The 17,649-nt window shown below is 63.5% G+C and carries 15 protein-coding genes; 9 read left to right on the plus strand and 6 right to left on the minus strand.

Features of this window, described 5'->3' with window-relative positions; all coding sequences use genetic code 11:
• Window positions 1-17: 17 nt before the first annotated feature.
• Together ACVIIV_RS04705 and ACVIIV_RS04710 are read left to right on the plus strand one after the other, a co-directional pair.
• On the plus strand, window positions 18-1,430 hold the full coding sequence (locus ACVIIV_RS04705) for an FAD-binding oxidoreductase (RefSeq protein WP_456743142.1): 1,413 nt from the start codon (window positions 18-20) through the stop codon (window positions 1,428-1,430).
• A 7-nt stretch (window positions 1,431-1,437) separates the two neighbouring features.
• Complete coding sequence (locus tag ACVIIV_RS04710; protein ID WP_456743143.1) at window positions 1,438-2,118, plus strand: GntR family transcriptional regulator; 681 nt, start codon at window positions 1,438-1,440, stop codon at window positions 2,116-2,118.
• Window positions 2,119-2,124: 6 nt separating this feature from the next.
• Here ACVIIV_RS04710 and ACVIIV_RS04715 read toward each other — a convergent pair whose 3' ends face one another.
• The 6 genes from ACVIIV_RS04715 to ACVIIV_RS04740 form a co-directional block, all read right to left on the minus strand.
• A complete protein-coding gene (locus ACVIIV_RS04715; protein WP_456743144.1) occupies window positions 2,125-2,262 on the minus strand; it encodes a hypothetical protein in 138 nt (45 codons plus the stop codon).
• Window positions 2,263-2,631: 369 nt separating this feature from the next.
• Window positions 2,632-4,197 carry an ABC transporter substrate-binding protein gene (locus tag ACVIIV_RS04720; RefSeq protein WP_456743145.1) on the minus strand — a complete coding sequence of 522 codons (1,566 nt, stop codon included), beginning with the start codon at window positions 4,195-4,197 and terminating at the stop codon, window positions 2,632-2,634.
• Window positions 4,194-5,252 carry an ABC transporter ATP-binding protein gene (locus tag ACVIIV_RS04725; protein WP_456743146.1) on the minus strand — a complete coding sequence of 353 codons (1,059 nt, stop codon included), beginning with the start codon at window positions 5,250-5,252 and terminating at the stop codon, window positions 4,194-4,196. Before ACVIIV_RS04725 ends, ACVIIV_RS04720 begins: the two co-directional genes overlap by 4 nt.
• On the minus strand, window positions 5,249-6,238 hold the full coding sequence (locus ACVIIV_RS04730) for an ABC transporter ATP-binding protein (RefSeq protein ID WP_456743147.1): 990 nt from the start codon (window positions 6,236-6,238) through the stop codon (window positions 5,249-5,251). Before ACVIIV_RS04730 ends, ACVIIV_RS04725 begins: the two co-directional genes overlap by 4 nt.
• Entirely contained in the window at window positions 6,235-7,128 is an 894-nt protein-coding gene (locus ACVIIV_RS04735) for an ABC transporter permease (protein ID WP_456743148.1), read from the minus strand. Before ACVIIV_RS04735 ends, ACVIIV_RS04730 begins: the two co-directional genes overlap by 4 nt.
• A 14-nt stretch (window positions 7,129-7,142) precedes the next feature.
• On the minus strand, window positions 7,143-8,084 hold the full coding sequence (locus ACVIIV_RS04740) for an ABC transporter permease (RefSeq protein ID WP_456743149.1): 942 nt from the start codon (window positions 8,082-8,084) through the stop codon (window positions 7,143-7,145).
• A 204-nt stretch (window positions 8,085-8,288) separates the two neighbouring features.
• Here ACVIIV_RS04740 and ACVIIV_RS04745 point away from each other — a divergent pair, with 204 nt between their 5' ends.
• The 7 genes from ACVIIV_RS04745 (at window position 8,289) to ACVIIV_RS04775 (ending at window position 16,972) form a co-directional block, all read left to right on the plus strand.
• Window positions 8,289-9,329, plus strand: coding sequence for a LacI family DNA-binding transcriptional regulator (locus tag ACVIIV_RS04745; RefSeq protein ID WP_456743150.1), 1,041 nt, complete (start codon window positions 8,289-8,291; stop codon window positions 9,327-9,329).
• Entirely contained in the window at window positions 9,326-10,633 is a 1,308-nt protein-coding gene (locus tag ACVIIV_RS04750; protein WP_456743151.1) for an amidase, read from the plus strand. Before ACVIIV_RS04745 ends, ACVIIV_RS04750 begins: the two co-directional genes overlap by 4 nt.
• A gap of 190 nt (window positions 10,634-10,823) precedes the next feature.
• Entirely contained in the window at window positions 10,824-12,842 is a 2,019-nt protein-coding gene (locus ACVIIV_RS04755; RefSeq protein WP_456743152.1) for a YgiQ family radical SAM protein, read from the plus strand.
• A 603-nt stretch (window positions 12,843-13,445) separates the two neighbouring features.
• Entirely contained in the window at window positions 13,446-13,850 is a 405-nt protein-coding gene (locus tag ACVIIV_RS04760; protein WP_456743153.1) for a VOC family protein, read from the plus strand.
• Window positions 13,851-14,539: 689 nt separating this feature from the next.
• Window positions 14,540-15,133: a MarR family winged helix-turn-helix transcriptional regulator gene (locus ACVIIV_RS04765; protein ID WP_456743154.1), complete on the plus strand. Its 594-nt coding sequence runs from the start codon at window positions 14,540-14,542 to the stop codon at window positions 15,131-15,133.
• A gap of 327 nt (window positions 15,134-15,460) precedes the next feature.
• Window positions 15,461-16,246 (plus strand): histidinol-phosphatase, encoded by a 786-nt coding sequence (gene hisN, locus ACVIIV_RS04770; RefSeq protein ID WP_456743155.1) that lies wholly within the window; start codon window positions 15,461-15,463, stop codon window positions 16,244-16,246.
• A 480-nt stretch (window positions 16,247-16,726) separates the two neighbouring features.
• A complete protein-coding gene (locus tag ACVIIV_RS04775; RefSeq protein ID WP_456743156.1) occupies window positions 16,727-16,972 on the plus strand; it encodes a hypothetical protein in 246 nt (81 codons plus the stop codon).
• Window positions 16,973-17,649: the final 677 nt, after the last annotated feature.

The raw sequence follows: 17,649 nt of genomic DNA on the forward strand, positions 1-17,649 counted from the left end.
TCTCGAGGAGGTCTCGCATGAACATGGTGACCCCCATTGAAGGCCCCGACCAAGTGCTCGGCGCCCTGCGCGACAGGCTCGGCGCGGCCGCGGTGCTGACGGGCAGCGAGGTACCCGCCCGCAATTGCAACGACTGGAGCGCGAGCCTGCCGCAGACACCGCTGGCGGTGATTCGTCCGCTCGATGCGCAGGGCATCGCCGATGCGATTGCGACCTGCCGGCGCGCGCGGCTTCCCTTCGTGCCGCAGGGCGGCTTGACCGGGCTGTGCCGCGGCGCTTCGCCCGAAGCGGGCTGGGTCGCGATCTCGCTGGAGCGCATGACCGGCATCGAGGAGATCGATCGCGCCTCCGCAACGATGACGGTGAAGGCAGGCACGCCGCTGGAGACGATCCAGGAGGCTGCGGACGAGGCCGGCTTCTTCTTTCCGCTCGATCTCGGCTCGCGCGGCTCCTGTGCGATCGGCGGCAATCTCTCGACCAATGCCGGCGGCAACCGCGTGATCCGCTACGGCATGACGCGCGAGCTGGTGCTGGGCCTGGAGGTGGTGCTGCCGGACGGCACCATCATCACCAGCCTCAACAAGCTAATGAAGAACAATGCCGGCTATGACCTGAAGCATCTGTTCATCGGCTCGGAAGGCACGCTCGGCATCATCACCCGCGTGGTGCTCAAGCTATTCCCGAAGCCGCGCTCGACCATGGCCGCGCTCTGCGCGCTGAAAGATTATGCCGCGGTTGTCGCGCTACTTGGCGCGGCGCGCAGCGGGCTCGGCCCGCTGTTGTCGGCGTTCGAGGTGATGTGGCCGGACTATTGGGACGTGATCACGACGCGCGCCGGGGTGAAGCCGCCGGTCGCAGCAGGTCACGGCCTTTACGTGCTGGTCGAGGCGCAAGGCACCGATGAGAGTATCGACGCGCCGCGCTTCCAGAGCTGGCTCGAAGAGCTGATGGAGCGCGGGCTGCTCGCCGACGCCGCTGTCGCGCAATCGCTGGCGCAGACGCAAGCCTTCTGGCGCGTGCGCGACATCTGCGCCGAGTTCGGCCAGGTGCTGGGGCCGCACATCTCCTACGACATCGGCCTTGCGGTTCAGCGCATGGACGAGTTCGTCACACGCTGCAAGGCCGCGCTCGCGGACGGCATCGAGGGCTGCGAGAGCGTCTATTACGGCCATATCGGCGACGGCAACCTGCATCTGGTCTCCTGGGTCACCGGCCTGTCCGTCGCGCAGCAGCCGAAGGAAGAGATGGACGCGATCATCTACGGGCTCGTGCGGGAGCTCGGCGGCAGCGTCTCCGCCGAGCACGGCATCGGCACGCTGAAGAAGCAGTGGCTGGGCCACGCCAGGAGCGAGGCCGAAATCGCGCTGATGCGCACCCTGAAGGCTGCGCTCGATCCCGATCACCTGCTCAATCCCGGCAAGGTGATCTGAGAGCATCATGCGATCGCTCAAGCTCGATATGCCGAAATCGCTGGCGCAGCGGGTGATGCAGCGGCTGCGTCAAGCCATCATCGACGGCGAGTTCGCACTGGGCGCGGCCATCTCCGAGGAGATGGTGGCCAGTTCCTTCGGCGTCAGCCGCACGCCGGTGCGCGAGGCGATGGGCCTGTTGCAGGCGCAAGGCCTGGTGGTGATCCGGCCGCAGGTCGGCAGCTTCGTGTTCACGCCGAGCGCGGAGGACATCAATGCGCTCTGCACCTTCCGCATCGCGCTGGAGCCCAAGGCGGCCGAGCTCGCCTATCGCCACGATCGCGACGGCGCGATTGCGACGATGAGCGCAGCGATCGCGGCGATGGAGCCCGCGGTCACGGCGAAGGACAACATCGCTTATGGCCGCGCCGATGCCGCCTTCCACGAGGCGCTGTTCGCCCATTGCGGCAACCGCTATCTCGCCGAATCCTATCAACTCGTCTCCGGCCGCGTCGCCGCGCTCCGCACCAACCTGACCTCGCCGATCGACGTGCGCACCCGCACGTCGTTCGACGAGCATCGCAAGCTGCTCGATTTGTTCGCACGCGGCGAGTTCGCCGCCTTCGAAGACCTGATGACGACGCACATCACCAATTCAGGCGTGGTCTATGCCAAGGCGCTGAAAGTGGAGGCGCTGAAGGTCGGCTGAGCGCCGTTACGTCCCGTCGTTCGGTCCCGGCCTGTCCAGGAAATCCAGCGCAGTGTTGATCTGCTCGAGTTGATGCTCGATCTTGTCGCGGTCCTCGACGGCTTGCGCCTTCTCGAGTTCCTCAACGAGCCTCTGCTTCCGCATCAGCAAGTTCTCTATGACCGTACCCACGGCTCCCCCATGGCCGAGGCTGACGTCCCGGCGAATTTCGTTGCAAGCACGAGCGCCACGATCGTGAAGGCACGCACAAGCCGGGCTGATGTCGAACCCTCAATCAGAATGTCTCTGCGGGCAGTTGGTTCCTGCTGCCGATATTCAGCCCGTCGCACGGATGGAACTTCGGCTCACCGCATCGAGGCGATGCCCGCGAGCTCGACCGGCGCAACCCGGGGGGCGGATGATGGAGACCGAGACTGCCGAATCGGCGACGGTCGCCGAATTCGGCAGTTGTTCGCAGGCGGCTGAAGGCGGGCTGCCAGGCGATCGCAGATTGCGACGCCTGGCCGGATCGCACTATTTCTTGGTGATATTCCAGTAGACTGGGACCGCGCCTTTCACGATGCCATCGACATTGCCGCGCACGGCCCGCACCAGGTAAAGCTGCGCAGCCGGCCAATACGGCACATAGTCGACAGCGCGGAGCTGGAGGTCGGCTGCGATCTTCCTTTTCTGCTCGTGATCTGTCGCAAACGCGAATTCGTTGCGCAGCTTCTCGATCTGCTCGTCGCAAGGCCAGCCGAACCAGGCCTTGTCACAATTTGAGCGCAGCCCAAGGTGGCCGACCGGCTCGAACATGTCGGCACCTGTCGGTCCCGACATGAACAACGACCAGCCGCCCTTGTCGACGGTTTCCCTGGACGCGCGGCGTCCGACCAGCGTGCCCCAGTCCATCGCCTGCGGCTCGACCTTGAGGCCGATCTGCCGCATCAGCTGCTCGGCGACGAGGCTGAATGTGTTTGTCGGCCCGCTTTCGGTCGCGTGCAGCACCACGACCGGCGTGCCGTCATAACCACTCTCGGCGATCAGCTTCTTGGCTTTTTCGATATCGGGCTTGGTCCAGCCGGCAGCCGTGAAATAGGGCGACGAGCACATGTAGAAGCTCGGGCAATTCTTGTAGAGCTTGGGATCGCCGACATAGGCGCGCGCGAATTTTTCCTGGTCGATCATGTAGCTGATCGCCTGCCGCACCTTTGAATTGTTGAACGGCGGGACCGTCGTGTTCATGCGGAACACCATTTGCATGCCGAGCGTGTCCTGCGGCATGGTCTTGATGTCGGGGTTGCCGGCAAGTGTCGGCAGGAAATCCGGCGGCACCTCCTCAAAAATGTCGATCTCACCGGCCTGGAGCGCATTCAGCGCGGTCTGCGCATCCGGGATGTAATGCCATTCGACGCGGTCGACCCTGGCTAGCTTGCCACCGGCAAGCCCGCTCGCCGGCTCCGAGCGCGGCTTGTAGGACGGGTTCTTGACATAGACGACCTTGGAGCCCGGCACCCATTCGTCCTTCTTCATGATGAAGGGACCGGAGCCGGTCGCATCCGTGATGGCGGTATCCGCCGGCGTCGCCGCGATCGCCTTTGGCATGATGAAGGGCACGTTGGAACTCGGCTTGGAGAGCGCCTCGATCACCAGCCCCCACGGGCGCTTGAGCTTCAGCTCGAAGGATTTTTCGTCCCTGACCGTCAGGCTGTCGCTGACGGAGGCAAGCTGTTGGCCAAGGCCATCGCGCTGCCACCAGCGCTTCAGCGATACGACCGCATCCTCCGCGGTGACCGGCTGGCCGTTGCTGAAGGTCAGGCCGCCGCGCAGCGTGAAGGTATAAGTGAGTTGATCACTGCTGACCGCAAACGACTCGAGCATCTGCGGCTGCGCGACGAGCTTCTCATCCAGCGAGAACAGCGTGTCGTAGACCATATAGCCGTGGTTACGAACCATATAGTCGGATGTGATCACGGGATCGATCTGCTTGAGGTCGCCGAAGGGGCGGATCTTGAGCACCGTCTCTGCAGCGGCAGGCGACATTACACCCAGCAAACCTGCTGCGACCATCACGGCAAATGTTCTGTTCGGCCAGTTCATTTTCCTACTCCTCCCGTTGACCGTTTCTCGTTGACTGCGTCGGCGGCCACGGCCCAGCCCGGACGCGAAGCGTCGCAGCGCGGCAGCGATTGTGCGTGGTGACAGGCGACGGCATGGCCGGGCGCAATCTCGGTCAGCGCTGGCGCTTCTTTCGCGCAAATGTCCGTCGTGAACGGACAACGTGTGCGGAAGCGGCATCCGGACGGCAGCGAAGCGGCGCTCGGCACCTCGCCTTCGAGAGCCGCGCGGCGGCGCCGGTTGCGCGGGTGGATTGCGGGGACCGAATCGATCAACGCGCGCGTATAGGGATGCGCCGGTGCAGCGAACACGGCCTCCGCCGGCCCCTGCTCGACGATGGCGCCGAGATACATCACCGCCACGTCGTCCGCGAGATAACGCACCACAGCGAGATCATGCGAAATGAAGAGATAGGAGATTCCGATCTCTCGCTGCACCTCCTTCAAGAGGTTCAGGATTTGAGAGCGGATCGAGACATCGAGCGCGGCGACCGCCTCGTCCGCGACGATCAGCGCAGGATCCGCGGCGAGCGCCCGCGCGATGCCGAGACGCTGCCGCTGCCCGCCCGACAGGTGATGCGGCAGACGTGCGCGAAAGTGTTGAGGCAGGCCGACCTGGTCGAACAGCCGCGCGACCTTGCGCTGCCGCGACATGGCATCGCCGATGCCAAAATTCTGCAAGGGCTCTTCGACGATCTCCGCCGCGGTCATGCGCGCGTTGAGGCAGGCGTAGGGATCCTGGAACACCATCTGCACCTGCCGGCGCTTCTTCCGCAGCGTCTCGCCGGAGAGATCGCCAAAATCCTCGCCATTGATGCGGACGGAGCCGGCCGTCGGCTGCAACAGGCGCACGACCATGCGACCGATCGTGGTCTTGCCGCAGCCGCTTTCGCCAACGAGGCAGAAGGTGCGTCCACGCGCGACGGCGAAACTGACGTCGTCGACAGCGCGAAGTTCGCGCCGGCCGAACAGGCCGAACGGCCCCTTCCGTGAGGTGAATATCTGGGTCAGGCCGGAGACTTCGAGGACAGCACTCATGCGGGCCGCTCCGCGCCGGCCTTGCCCAGCCAGCATGCCGCCAGGTGCTCGCCTGCGCCCGACAGCAACGGCAGCTCGGACTGACACACCGGCATTGCCTCGCAGCAGCGTTGGCGGAAGGCGCAGCCGGTGCCGAGCGAGGCCGGGCTCGGCACGCTGCCAGGAATCTCGGCGAGACGATCGCGGGTGCCGCTATTGAGTTGGCCGATCGCACCAAGCAGGCCGCGGGTATAGGGATGGGCCGCGGCATCGAAAATGTCGTTGACACCGGCCTGCTCGACGATGCTGCCGGCATAGAGCACAACGACACGGTCGGCCATTTCCGCGACCACCCCGAGATCGTGCGTGATCAGCAGCACCGACGTGCCGAACTCGCGACGCAGATCGTCGATCAAGGTCAGAACCTGGGCCTGGATCGTGACGTCGAGTGCGGTGGTCGGCTCGTCGGCGATCAGCAATGCGGGGCGCAGAGCGAGCGCCATCGCAATCATCACCCGCTGCCGCATCCCACCGGAGAGCTGGTGCGGAAATTCGGAGGCCCGCCGTTGCGCATCGGGGATGCGGACGAGATCGAGCAGCCCGATCGCCTGCCGCCGCGCGTCCGCCTCGGACACGCCACGATGCTCCACGATCACCTCGGCGATTTGCTCGCCAACCCGCAACAGCGGATTGAGCGAGGTCATCGGCTCCTGGAATACCATGGCGAGACGATCGCCTCGAAGCTTGCGCATCTCCTCAGCGCCGAGCGTGACGAGGTCGCGCCCTTCGAAGAGGATGCGGCCGGAAGCGACCTGCATGACGTTGCGGTTGAGCAGGCCAATGATGGAGAGCGCGGTCAGGCTCTTGCCGCAACCGCTCTCGCCGACGAGGCACAGCGTTTCACCCGGATCGATCGCGAATGAGACGTTGCGAACGAGCGGCACCGAAGCGCCTCGCGTCTTGAGAGCAATCGAGAGGTTCTCGATGGAGAGCAGCGGCGCACTCATCGCAGCTCGCCTCCCCCAAGGCTCGGATCGAGCAGATCGCGAAGGGCATCACCGAGCAGGTTGGCGGCGAGCACCGTGACCGCCAACATCAAAGCGGGAAAGCCGAGAATCCAGGGCGCGATCTGGAGGAACTGCCGGCCCTCCGACATCATGTTGCCCCAGCTCGGCACATCAGGCGGCGTGCCCGCGCCGAGAAACGACAGGATCGATTCCAGGATCATCGCGGATGCAAAGACGTATGTCGACTGCACCATGATCGGCCCGGCGGCGCCGGGCAGGATGTGACGGCGCAGGATGGTCGTGGCACGTCCGCCGCAAGTGATGGCAGCCTCGACGTAAACGCGTTCGCGCAACGTCAGGACGCTGGCGCGCACCACACGCGCCATACGGGGAATTTCGGGCAGGCTGATCGCCGTGACGATCACGAGGGGCGAAGCGCCGATCAGGGCCACGAGTGCGATCGCGAGCAGGATCGCGGGGATCGCCATGACTGCATCCATCGCGCGCATCGCGATCTTGTCGACGCGGCGGAAGTAGCCGGCGATGACACCGATGCTCACGCCGATCAGGGTGGTGAGACTCGCGACGGCAACACCGACCGACAGCGAGACGCGCGTTCCCCACAACGCGCGGGCGAGCACCGACCGACCGACCTGATCGGTGCCGAATGGCTGCGCGAGCGAGGGCGATTGAAGCCGGCTCAGCGGGTCTAGCGCGGCGGGATCTGCGGTGACCCACGGGCTGACCACGGCCAGCGCGCCAAAGGCGAGCAGCAGCGCGCAGCTTAGAGCCAGCATCGGATGACGAACCGGCAGGCTCGCGATCCGCGCAAGCCGGTTGCCGCGGATGTCCGGCGTAGCGAGCCCTTCTGCTGCGGAGGTGATCGTCATCGGCGCGTCCCGCATCAGTACCGGATCCTCGGATCGACGACGGCGTAGAGAATGTCGACCACGAGATTGACGACGACATAGACGAAGGCGAACAACAGGATCAGAGCTTGCACCACCGGATAGTCGCGCCGGAGAATCGAGTCGGCCGTCAGCCGGCCGAGGCCGGGGATTGAAAACACGGTCTCGGTGACGACGACGCCGCCAAGCAGCGCGGCGAATCCGATGCCGACGACCGTGATGATCGGGACCGCAGCATTGCTGAGCACGTGCCGCGCGACGATCTTGCGAGCCGAGAGCCCCTTGGCATGGGCGGTGCGGACATAATCTTCGCGCAGCACCTCCAGCACCGCGGCGCGCGTCACCCGCGCGATCAGGGCGATATAGAGGAAGGAGAGCGAGATCGCGGGCAGCACCAGCGAATGCAGGCAGGCCAATACGCCCTGCGACAGCGGCTTGTAGCCCTGCACCGGAAACCAGTGCAGGCCGAGCGCGAGCGTATAGACGAGCGCGAAAGCGACGACGAAGACCGGCAGTGAGAAGCCGAGCACCGCCCCCGCCATCGTCATGCGCGCTACGAGTCCCCTGGGACGATAGGCCGCGACGAGACCAAGCGGCACGGCGACGACGACCGCAATCGTGATCGTCATGAGAGAGAGAAGCAGCGTGGGCTCGATGCGCTGCGCGACAAGCTGCGAGACCGGGATGCGGCTGAACAGCGACAGGCCGAAATCGCCGCTCAACATGCGTCCTGCCCAGGCGAGAAAACGCTGCAGCAGCGGCAGATTGAGTCCGAGCGCCTGGCGCACCGCCTCCACCTGCTGCGGTGAGGCGAAGTCGCCGGCGATCAGCACGGCGGGATCGCCCGGCACGAGGCTCAGCAGGAGGAAGACGAATACCGCGACAGCGAGCAGCACGGGCACCGCGGCGAACAGCCGGCCGAGCACATAGCCGGTCATGCCGCGCCCTCCGGCCCGCGAACGCGGTCCGGCGATTGCCGGACGCAATCCACGCTCCGCAACGACGCCTCCCGAGCCAGTTAAACGTTTTTCTAATGAAGCACGACTGTCCGTCAACCGCAACAGATCAGTGCCATTTAAGCGCTATTTTGCTTGCATGGGACGAATCGCAACGATACAGAAATCGTTTAACAGGAGATGCCGATGTCGGGAGGGCCGCTGCCCACCATCCATGAGGTCGCGCGGCTGGCCGGCGTTTCCGTCGCGACCGTGTCGAAGACGCTGAACCGGTCGGGCAAGGTCAGCGAACTGCTCCAGGAGCGCGTCAATGCAGCGGCACAGAAGCTCGGCTATGCGCCGCATGCCAGCGCCCGCAGCCTGCGCAGCGGCGCCACGCGCATCCTCGGGCTGCTCGTGGCGGATCTCGCCAATCCCTATTTCCTGAAGCTCGTCGAGAGCATCGAGCGGTTGTCGAGCGCCGCGGGCTATTCCGTCATTCTCTGCAACAGTGCCGAAGACCCCGAGCGCGAGGAGCGGCATCTTGCCATGCTGCTGTCGCAGCGCGCCGACGGCGCCATCGTCATCCCGACCCGGCGCGGCTGGAGCGGACGCCAGGCCGCGCTTGCCAACCTGCCGATGCCGGGCATTCTGGTGGACCGACGCATCGAGGGGCTCGACCTCGATTCGGTCACGACCGACAATGTCGCGCTGGGACGGCTCGCGGCCGAACATCTCGACGATCTCGGCCATCGCCGCATCGCCGTGATCATGGGTTCGCCCGAGCATCAGATCGCGCGCCACCGCCTCGATGGACTGAGAAGCGGCCTGGCCTCGCGCGGCGTCACGCTGGACGAACGGCTGATCGAGAAGGACAATTTTTCCGAGGCCGCCGGTCATGCCGCTGCATTGCGGCTCCTCGGCCATGCGCAGCGGCCGACCGCGATCTTCGCCACCAACAATCATCTCTCGCTCGGATTGCTTCGCGCCATTGCCGAGCGCGGGCTCTCGATTCCCGACGACCTCTCCGTCATCGCGGTGGACGAGCTTCCATGGGCCGGGCTGTTGCGGCCGGGCATGACTGTCGTAACGCAGCCGTCCGAGGCGATCGCCGAGACCACGGTCTCGACCTTGCTGTCGCGCATTTCGGAGGGACGCTCCGGCGCCGAGGACGAAGCGAGGTCGATCCAGCTTCAGCCGGCGCTCGTGGTGCGCGGGTCCACCGCCGCGATCCGGACATCGACATGAGTGCTGCATCCGGCCTTGTGCCTCGCACCGGCCCTCTTGCGCTGTCCGCCGTCGATGCCATTGCCGAGATTCGCAGAGGCCATCTGTCACCGCTCGATGTCGTCGATGCCGCAATCGATAGGATCGAGACGACGGATGCGGCGATCAACGCGATTCCGGTTCGCTGCTTCGAGGCCGCACGCGGTGAAGCACGGCGGCTGATGGAGAGAAAGGCCGGGGGTGAAGACTGGCCGCTTCTCTGCGGCCTTCCGCTCGCGGTCAAGGACAACACCGATGTCGCGGGCGTGCCGACCAGCGGCGGCAGCGCGCTGACGGCGCGCCCTGCGCCGGACGTATCGAATCCGGCCATCGACCGCCTGCAGCGCAACGGTGCAATCGTTGTCGGCAAGAGCAATCTGTCGGAGCTCGGCGGCGCCAACACCACCAACGCGCTGTTCGGCGCGACGCGCAATCCGTTCTTTCCCGCGCTGACTTCCGGAGGTTCCTCCGGCGGTTCGGCGGCAGCGCTGGCGGCGCATCAGATCTATCTGGGCCATGGCAACGATGTCGGCGGCAGCCTGCGCACGCCGGCCGCGTTCTGCGGCGTCGCGGGGCTGAGGCCCACGCCGGGCCTCGTGCCGAGAAAGCCGCTCTCCGATCCGTTCGACACCGTCTTCGTCGAAGGGCCGATGGCACGGACGATTTCCGATCTTGCTCTGATGCTGGATGCGATGGCCGGCTTTCATCCGCCTGATCTGCTATCACGCGAGCAACCCGCGTCATTTCGAAGCGCCCCCGCACAGCCGGGATGGGCGGGACGCATCGCGGTGTCCGAGGACCTTTGCCTGTTGCCGGTCGATCAGGACATTCGTTCCGGCTTCCGCGGCGCGATCGATCGGCTGCAGCGCGCCGGCTGCCAAATGAGCGAGACCGCACCTGATATCGCCGGGCTGCCGCGCGCGATCCGCGCGCTGCGCGGTCTGGCTTATCTCGCCAGTTGGGGCAGACTTTGGCCGCAGTCGCGCGACCGCTTCACGCCCGAGGTTGCCGGCGACATCGCACATGGCGAAAGCCTGTCCGCAAGAGACATCGCGTCGGCGATGGAGCAGCGGGCGGCAATCTACCGGCGCATTCAGGACTTCTTCACGGACTTCGACATCCTGATCTGCCCGACCACGCAGGTCGCGCCGTTCCCCGTCGAGATCATGTGGCCGGCCGAGATCGAGGGCACCGCATCGGAGAGCTACATCGACTGGATCATGATCACCTATGTCTGGTCGATGCTCGGCTGCCCCGCGCTCGCGGTGCCCCGCCGGCCGCGATGAGGCCGGCATGCCGGTCTCCTTGCAGATCGTCGGCCCGCCCCACAGCGAGAAGCGCCTGATCTCCTGCGCCGCCCGGATCGAGCAGGCGTTCTCGTCGACGCCCTGAGGAACCCCGGATCCCGGGGAACCCCGATCTTTCACGCGGCCGTCGGTTGAATTCGGGGCCCCGCGGTCTTATCCGTAAGCCCCCATGGATACCCAGATCACCGCCGAAAAGCCGCTGATGGCCCGGGCGCAGGCGCGCAAGCCGGCACCGTTCCTCCCGATGAGCCGCGCCGAGATGAATGCGCTTGGCTGGGACGCCTGCGATATCGTGCTGGTGACCGGGGATGCCTATGTCGACCATCCGAGCTTCGGCATGGCGATCATCGGCCGGCTGCTCGAGGCGCAGGGCTTTCGGGTCGGCATCATCGCTCAGCCGGACTGGCACTCGGCCGAGCCGTTCAAGGCACTCGGCAAGCCCAAGGTGTTCTTCGGCGTCACCGGCGGCAACATGGACTCCATGGTGAACCGCTACACCGCGGATCGTCGCCTGCGCCATGACGATGCCTACACGGCGGGCGGCGAAGGCGGCAAGCGGCCGGACCGCTGCACCATCGTCTACGCCCAGCGCTGCCGCGAGGCGTTCAAGGACACCCCGATCGTGCTCGGCGGCATCGAGGCCTCGCTGCGGCGGATCGCGCATTACGATTACTGGTCCGACAAGGTGCGCCGCTCGGTGCTGGCCGACGCCAAGGCGGATCTCCTGATTTACGGCAACGCCGAGCGCGCCGTCGTCGAGGTGGCGCAGCGGCTCGCTGCCGGCGAGGCACCGCGCGAGCTCGACGACATCAGGGGCATCGCGCTGTTTCGCAAGGTCCCTGCTGATTACACCGAGCTGCACGCCGACGATCTCGATTCCGCCGACGAGGGTGCAACGCGCCAGAAGGGCGCCACCGTGATCCGCCTGCCGGCGCTGGAGCAGGTCGAGCAGGACAAGGAAGCCTATGCCCGGGCGTCACGCGTGCTGCACCGGGAGAGCAATCCCGGCAATGCGCGGCCGCTGGTGCAGCGTCACGGCGACCGCGACCTCTGGCTCAACCCGCCGCCGATCCCGCTGACCAGCGAGGAGATGGACGCGGTCTACGATCTGCCTTACGCGCGCGCGCCGCATCCCTCTTATGGTGATGCACGCATTCCCGCCTGGGAGATGATCAAGTTCTCGGTGACGATCATGCGCGGCTGCTTCGGCGGCTGCACCTTCTGCTCGATCACCGAGCATGAGGGCCGCATCATCCAGAACCGTTCGGAAGGCTCGATCCTGCGCGAGATCGAGAAGATCCGCGACAAGACGCCGGGCTTCACCGGCGTCATCTCCGACATCGGCGGCCCCACCGCCAACATGTACCGGATGGCGTGCAAGGATCCGAAGGTCGAGGCGGCGTGCCGGCGGCCATCCTGCGTCTTCCCCGAGATCTGTCCCAACCTCAACACCTCCCATGACGACCTGATCCGGCTCTATCGCAAGGTGCGCGAGACCAAGGGCATCAAGAAGGTGATGGTCGCCTCCGGCGTGCGCTACGACCTTGCGGTCGAGAGCCCCGAATACATCAAGGAGCTCGTCACCCACCACGTCGGCGGCTATCTCAAGATCGCCCCTGAGCATACCGAGCGCGGCCCGCTCGACAAGATGATGAAGCCGGGTATCGGCGCTTACAACAAGTTCAAGCGGATGTTCGACCAGGCGGCCGAGCAGGCCGGAAAGAAATACTACCTGATCCCGTATTTCATCGCGGCGCATCCGGGCACGACCGACGAGGACATGATGAACCTCGCGCTCTGGCTCAAGAAGAACCGCTATCGCGCCGACCAGGTGCAGACTTTCCTGCCCTCGCCGATGGCGACCGCGACCGCGATGTACCACACCGGCGTCAACCCGCTGCGTGGCGTGCGCCACGGCGGCAGCGACAAGGTCGAGGCGATCAAGGGCCTGCGCCAGCGCCGCTTGCACAAGGCCTTCCTGCGCTATCACGACCCAGACAATTGGCCGCTGCTGCGCGAGGCCCTGAAGGAGATGGGCCGGGCCGACCTGATCGGCTCGCAGCCTCACCAGCTGGTCCCCGCGCACCAGCCGCCCGGCACCGGCAAGGCCGCCGGCACCAAGCGGCCGGTGCGTCCCGGCGGCAAGACGCTGCGGTTCACGACCAAGGGCCTGCGGGTGATGAAGTAGCGGGCGAGAGCCGGATCAGGTCCCGGTTCGGCGTGGCGCTGTCGCACCTCCAAAACAAAAATGTCGAAAACAACCCCATGCACAGTAGCCGGGGGCAGCAAAATCAACGGCTTAGTGCGCGATGAGATGGGATGGATCATCCTCGCGCCTTGGCTCGTCGATCGAGCATGATCTTTTCGCAAGACCGCCGCGCATTTTGCTGATTTTACGAAACTGTTGCACCGTCGGGCAAAACAGGGGCAGGATGGCAGCATCGGAAAAAACAGGATAGGGCGAGCCCCCTCCGCTGCTCCGTGTCAACATCCCCAAGCTTCACACCGTGCCGCCCGCGCAGGCGTTTCTGCTGTTCGGCGCTGGAGATGACGTCCTTGATCGCCTGCTCACAAGGGAGCCCAGCAACTTCTGCGAAATACCGCCGCTGGCTTTGCCTTGCCCGCGCCGCTCAAAGTGCTCGCTATCTTGTTTCGCTGTGTTCATCGGGTTTCCAAGGAAACGCGGAAGTCAGTCGTCTTGAACGGGATAGGCGGCTTGTGCCCCAAAGCGGACTTCGGCTTGACTGAGCGGCCGATGCGACCGACCCTTAGAATCCAGAAGGAGAGAAGGATGCTAGGAAACGCAAAAGTGGCGGCCCGTCTTCCAGCCAAGGACCTGGAGCGCGCTCGGGCTTTCTACTCCGAAAAACTCGGTCTCGATCCGGTCGAACAGCGCGAGGGTGGATTGCGCTACGTCTGCGCAACTGGCGAGTTTGCGATATTCATCTCGGCCGGGGTGCAATCCGGCACGCATACGCAGATGGGCTGGGAAGTAGAGGATATCGAAGCAACGGTGCGCGAGCTTCGGGCGCGGGGAGTCAAGTTCGAGGAATATGACCTGCCTGGTCTGAAGACCGCTAACGGAATCGCGGAGATAGCCGGCAATTACGCCAGCAAGGGAGTAGCTGAGCGAGGCGCGTGGTTCCGCGATAGCGAAGGCAATCTTCTTGGTATCGGACAGCCGGTTCGATCCTGACCGGCGGGCCGCTCCGGTTTCGAATTGAGGACCTGACCGCCGCTTCTGGCTCGAAAGCGAAGTCAAAGGGGACAATTCAAGTTTGGTTGCTTGAGTTAGATCAATGCTCGTTGTCCCCGGCAGCCATGGCATCAAGCTATGGTCAAGAAAGCTCCGAAAATCCCTAACAAGAAGCTCGTGATCCAGAAGCAAAGGCGGGTCAACGAGCTTCGGGAGATGGTGCGCCAGGACATTCAGGAGCAGCGCCAATTTCTCAGGAAGCTGCGGCACAAGATGAATTGAAACCATCCGGCCGCTCACCACTGCGTTGGCTGTGGAGCGAGTCTAAAGCGCGATGCGATTAGGATGAATCGTCATCGCGCTTTAGGTTATTGTTTGAGCATGATCTTTTCGGAAAACCGCTGCACACTTTTCCGGACCATGCTCTAGCGCACTGAACTGTTGGAGCTTGTGATTCGTTCAGGAGACTCATGCGTGACGTGAATCTCTGCCGGTGGACTTCTTACACGCTGAATTGCCGCGCCATAGGCGGTAAGCCTTGTCAGGTTGATGTAAGGAATGGCCCATTGCAGATGATCGTCAACTTGGCCGCACAAGTGCTGATTGCAAACCTTCGTATGTAGACGTCGTTTTCTTCGTGCGATGCTAGCTCTGATCAGTGTATTGCCAGAGCATACGAGAGGACGAGGATGATCACGGCAGCACAGGAAGCAGTCGACCTGCTAATTCAAGCCGCGGGCAGTTGGCAGTTTGACGATGCTTTCAACGGATTGCGTGATCGAGAGTGGATGGCCCTGCGCTTTCTCGCGCGTGCAAACAGATTCTCGCGGACCCCTTCCGCGTTAGCCCAGTTTGTCGGCACAACTCGTGCTACCGCTTCTCAGACAGTCAAGCGTCTCGAAGACAAGGGCTACCTTCAGCGCCGAAATTCTGATCAAGACAAGCGCTCGGTGATTCTCGATGTAACTCCGCGAGGAGAAAAGCTGCTCCTAAGCGACCCTATCACACAGCTCGTTCACGCGATTGCTGCACTTGAACTTGGCGCAAACAACTTTCGTGATTTGCTTCGCCAAATATTGGAGCAACTCGACGCACGCCGGGATCGTCACCATGCGGATATTTGCAGGAAGTGCATCTTCCTAAGTGAGGCGGCCTCCAGCCGTGCGAGCAGAAGGCAGCCTGAATATACGTGCAGATTCTTTCGGGCCAATGTCGGCGCATCCGAAATCGATCTTCTGTGCTTCAATTTCGAGCGTAAAGAGAGCGGCGCTTTCCCCGGCTAGTTCTCCGACAAGGATGAAGTCGGCGCTCACGCCTACGACAAAGGAGGCATAACGAAACCCGAACTCGAGTGGAACGCGGAGCCAAGGCATTTCCGCTTGTGGCCCTTAGCCGACCCGCCGCGACGTCCGCCGGTCCGTCGGCTTGTGACCCGTTTGAGACATCGCAGCCAGCCTTGACGGTGTCCATTCTTCTGGTCTCGCCCTGGTCTGGCGGGGTTTCCGGCGACGAACTTCAAGATCACCGGACTGTTTATGCGTGTTTATAGGGTGTAATTCGACGCCCATCCGGATACGACGGCGCTGAGCGTGCACGAATGGAGATATTTGATGCCGAAACTGCCGAGCGCCGATTTCCTTCATCGATTGGCAGATATCGCCGATCGCGAAACCTTGCCGCGCTTTCGAACCGACCTTGCCGTCGATTCCAAAGCTGGGGAGGGTTACTTCGACCCGGTGACCGAGGCTGACCGGGAAGCCGAGATTGCGATTCGAGCAGCCATCGAAGCCGAATATCCCGACCATGCCATTCTGGGCGAAGAACTCGGTCTAACCGGAAGCGGTTCTTGCCGCTGGGTCTTGGACCCGGTGGATGGGACTCGTCCCTTCATCTGCGGCCTTCCTGTCTGGGGCACGCTGATTGGTCTCACTGTCGATGGCCGAGCCGAACAGGGAATGATGAGCCAGCCCTTCACGAGTGAGCGTTTCTGGGCCACCGCCGATGGGGCCTGGTGCGAACATGCAGGCAAGCGCCAACGACTGTCCACGCGAGACGTCGGCACGCTGTCGCGGGCCATCCTGCATACGACTTCGCCTGAACACTATCATGGTGAGCTCAAGCACGGCTTCGATCGCCTTGCCGCTTCGGTCCGGATGACCCGCTACGGCGGCGAATGCTATGCCACGGCAATGCTCGCTGCTGGCCGTATTGACCTCGCCGTCGAACCTTCGCTCCAGCCCTACGATATCGTCGCGTTGATCCCGATCATCGAAAAGGCGGGCGGAGTGGTGACGCGGATTGATGGCGGGCGGGCCGAGGAAGGTGGCCCGGTCTTAGCTTCGGCAACTGCCGGTCTTCATGCACAGGCCCTTCACCTCCTCAATAACGGAGGTTAGCGCGCGGGCTTAAAGGCTGACGAGGACGGATCTGCCGTCGCTTACAGTTAAGATAAGTACGCTAATGGCCCATCGCTGCCCAGCGGAATGCTTGTTGGGCGTCGGCTGTCGGGTGCGGAGCGGAAACTGATTGCAGCGGTCTGGACCGCCGATTTTGACCCACAGCGGACTCCAGTCCATCGAGTCGCCCCTTGAAGAAGAGGTCGGTGCTCGTCTCGCCTCGGAACCGGAATCCTCCTTCGCCAGTTTAGCTAGCGGGCCGAAAAGGAGGAAACCATGCCAGTCGTACTGCTTTGGGCCGTGCCTACGGTTCTCGTGATCGGTGGCGTCGGCTACTATTTTCTTCGTGTCGTACACTAGCTCCGTGGTTTTGAGCGTTCGGGCGATGCTGAGTGGCTTCTCCGTTGACGCTCAGCGCTGCCGGAAGCCCAGCGCCTTCCTCGTTGCCCGGCGCTGGGCAGCTATTTGAAAGGTGAAACCATGAAGCAGGTGCTTCCGACAATCGGAATTCTTCTCGGCCTGATCGTGACACCTGCGCTCGCCGACCCCTGGAAGGATGAGAGCGGCAAAGGCCGATGGGGCCATGATCGTGGTCCTTACCGCGCCTACAACTACGACCGCGAATACAAGCAGGAGTATTACCGAGGCCCCTGCAAGATCGAGCGGAAGTGGGGCAAGCACGGCGAGTACAAAGAAGAGACCAAGTGCAAGGGCTATCGCGACTGACGAGCGAGCGCTTCCTAAAGCGCAACGAATTGGTCTCCCGGTGAGCAATGCGGGGACTACGCGCCACGTTTGAAGCGCACTCAAGAGCAGGGACTAGGTCTGAATCGCTGCTACAACATTGTTCACTACTGCCCTACAAAGGCGACAAGCACGCCACGTGCGGTGAGCACTCATTCAAATACCCATTTGCTGCGATTGAGATTGTAGCTGCACGCTAGTTTATTTCTGTTGTGAGGGCCCAACTCATGACGAAGTACTTTTCAAGGCGCATTGTGAATCATGTGCTCGTAGTCGTCATGTCTGTGGTAACAATCACGATTGCAGCGACATCGGTGAGAGAGCCTATTGTTGCGGGCATTGCTGCTTCTATTCCTGGCCCATTCCATCTTGCGACGGAAAAGGCACTTGCAGGTGCGCTGCCGGGCAAACCGAAGCTCGCCCGCACGCCAACAAGTTGTCGGCCTCAATCTGTTCCTCTGCAATGGAAGGTGGACTGGCTTTTCGAGCCGCCTGCGGCTCCCATACCCTGAATCCCCACCGAGGGCCGCCGACCGCTGCCCTTGAGGATTAACGGGAAGTGCAAGCCGAAGCTTTGCCCGCGCTCGCTGCGCCCTGATCACCGGCGCCGATATCGAAGATCTTGACTGCCTGTGAAGTAGTTTACATCGCTTCGCACT

Source organism: Bradyrhizobium sp. USDA 4354 (assembly GCF_054060315.1).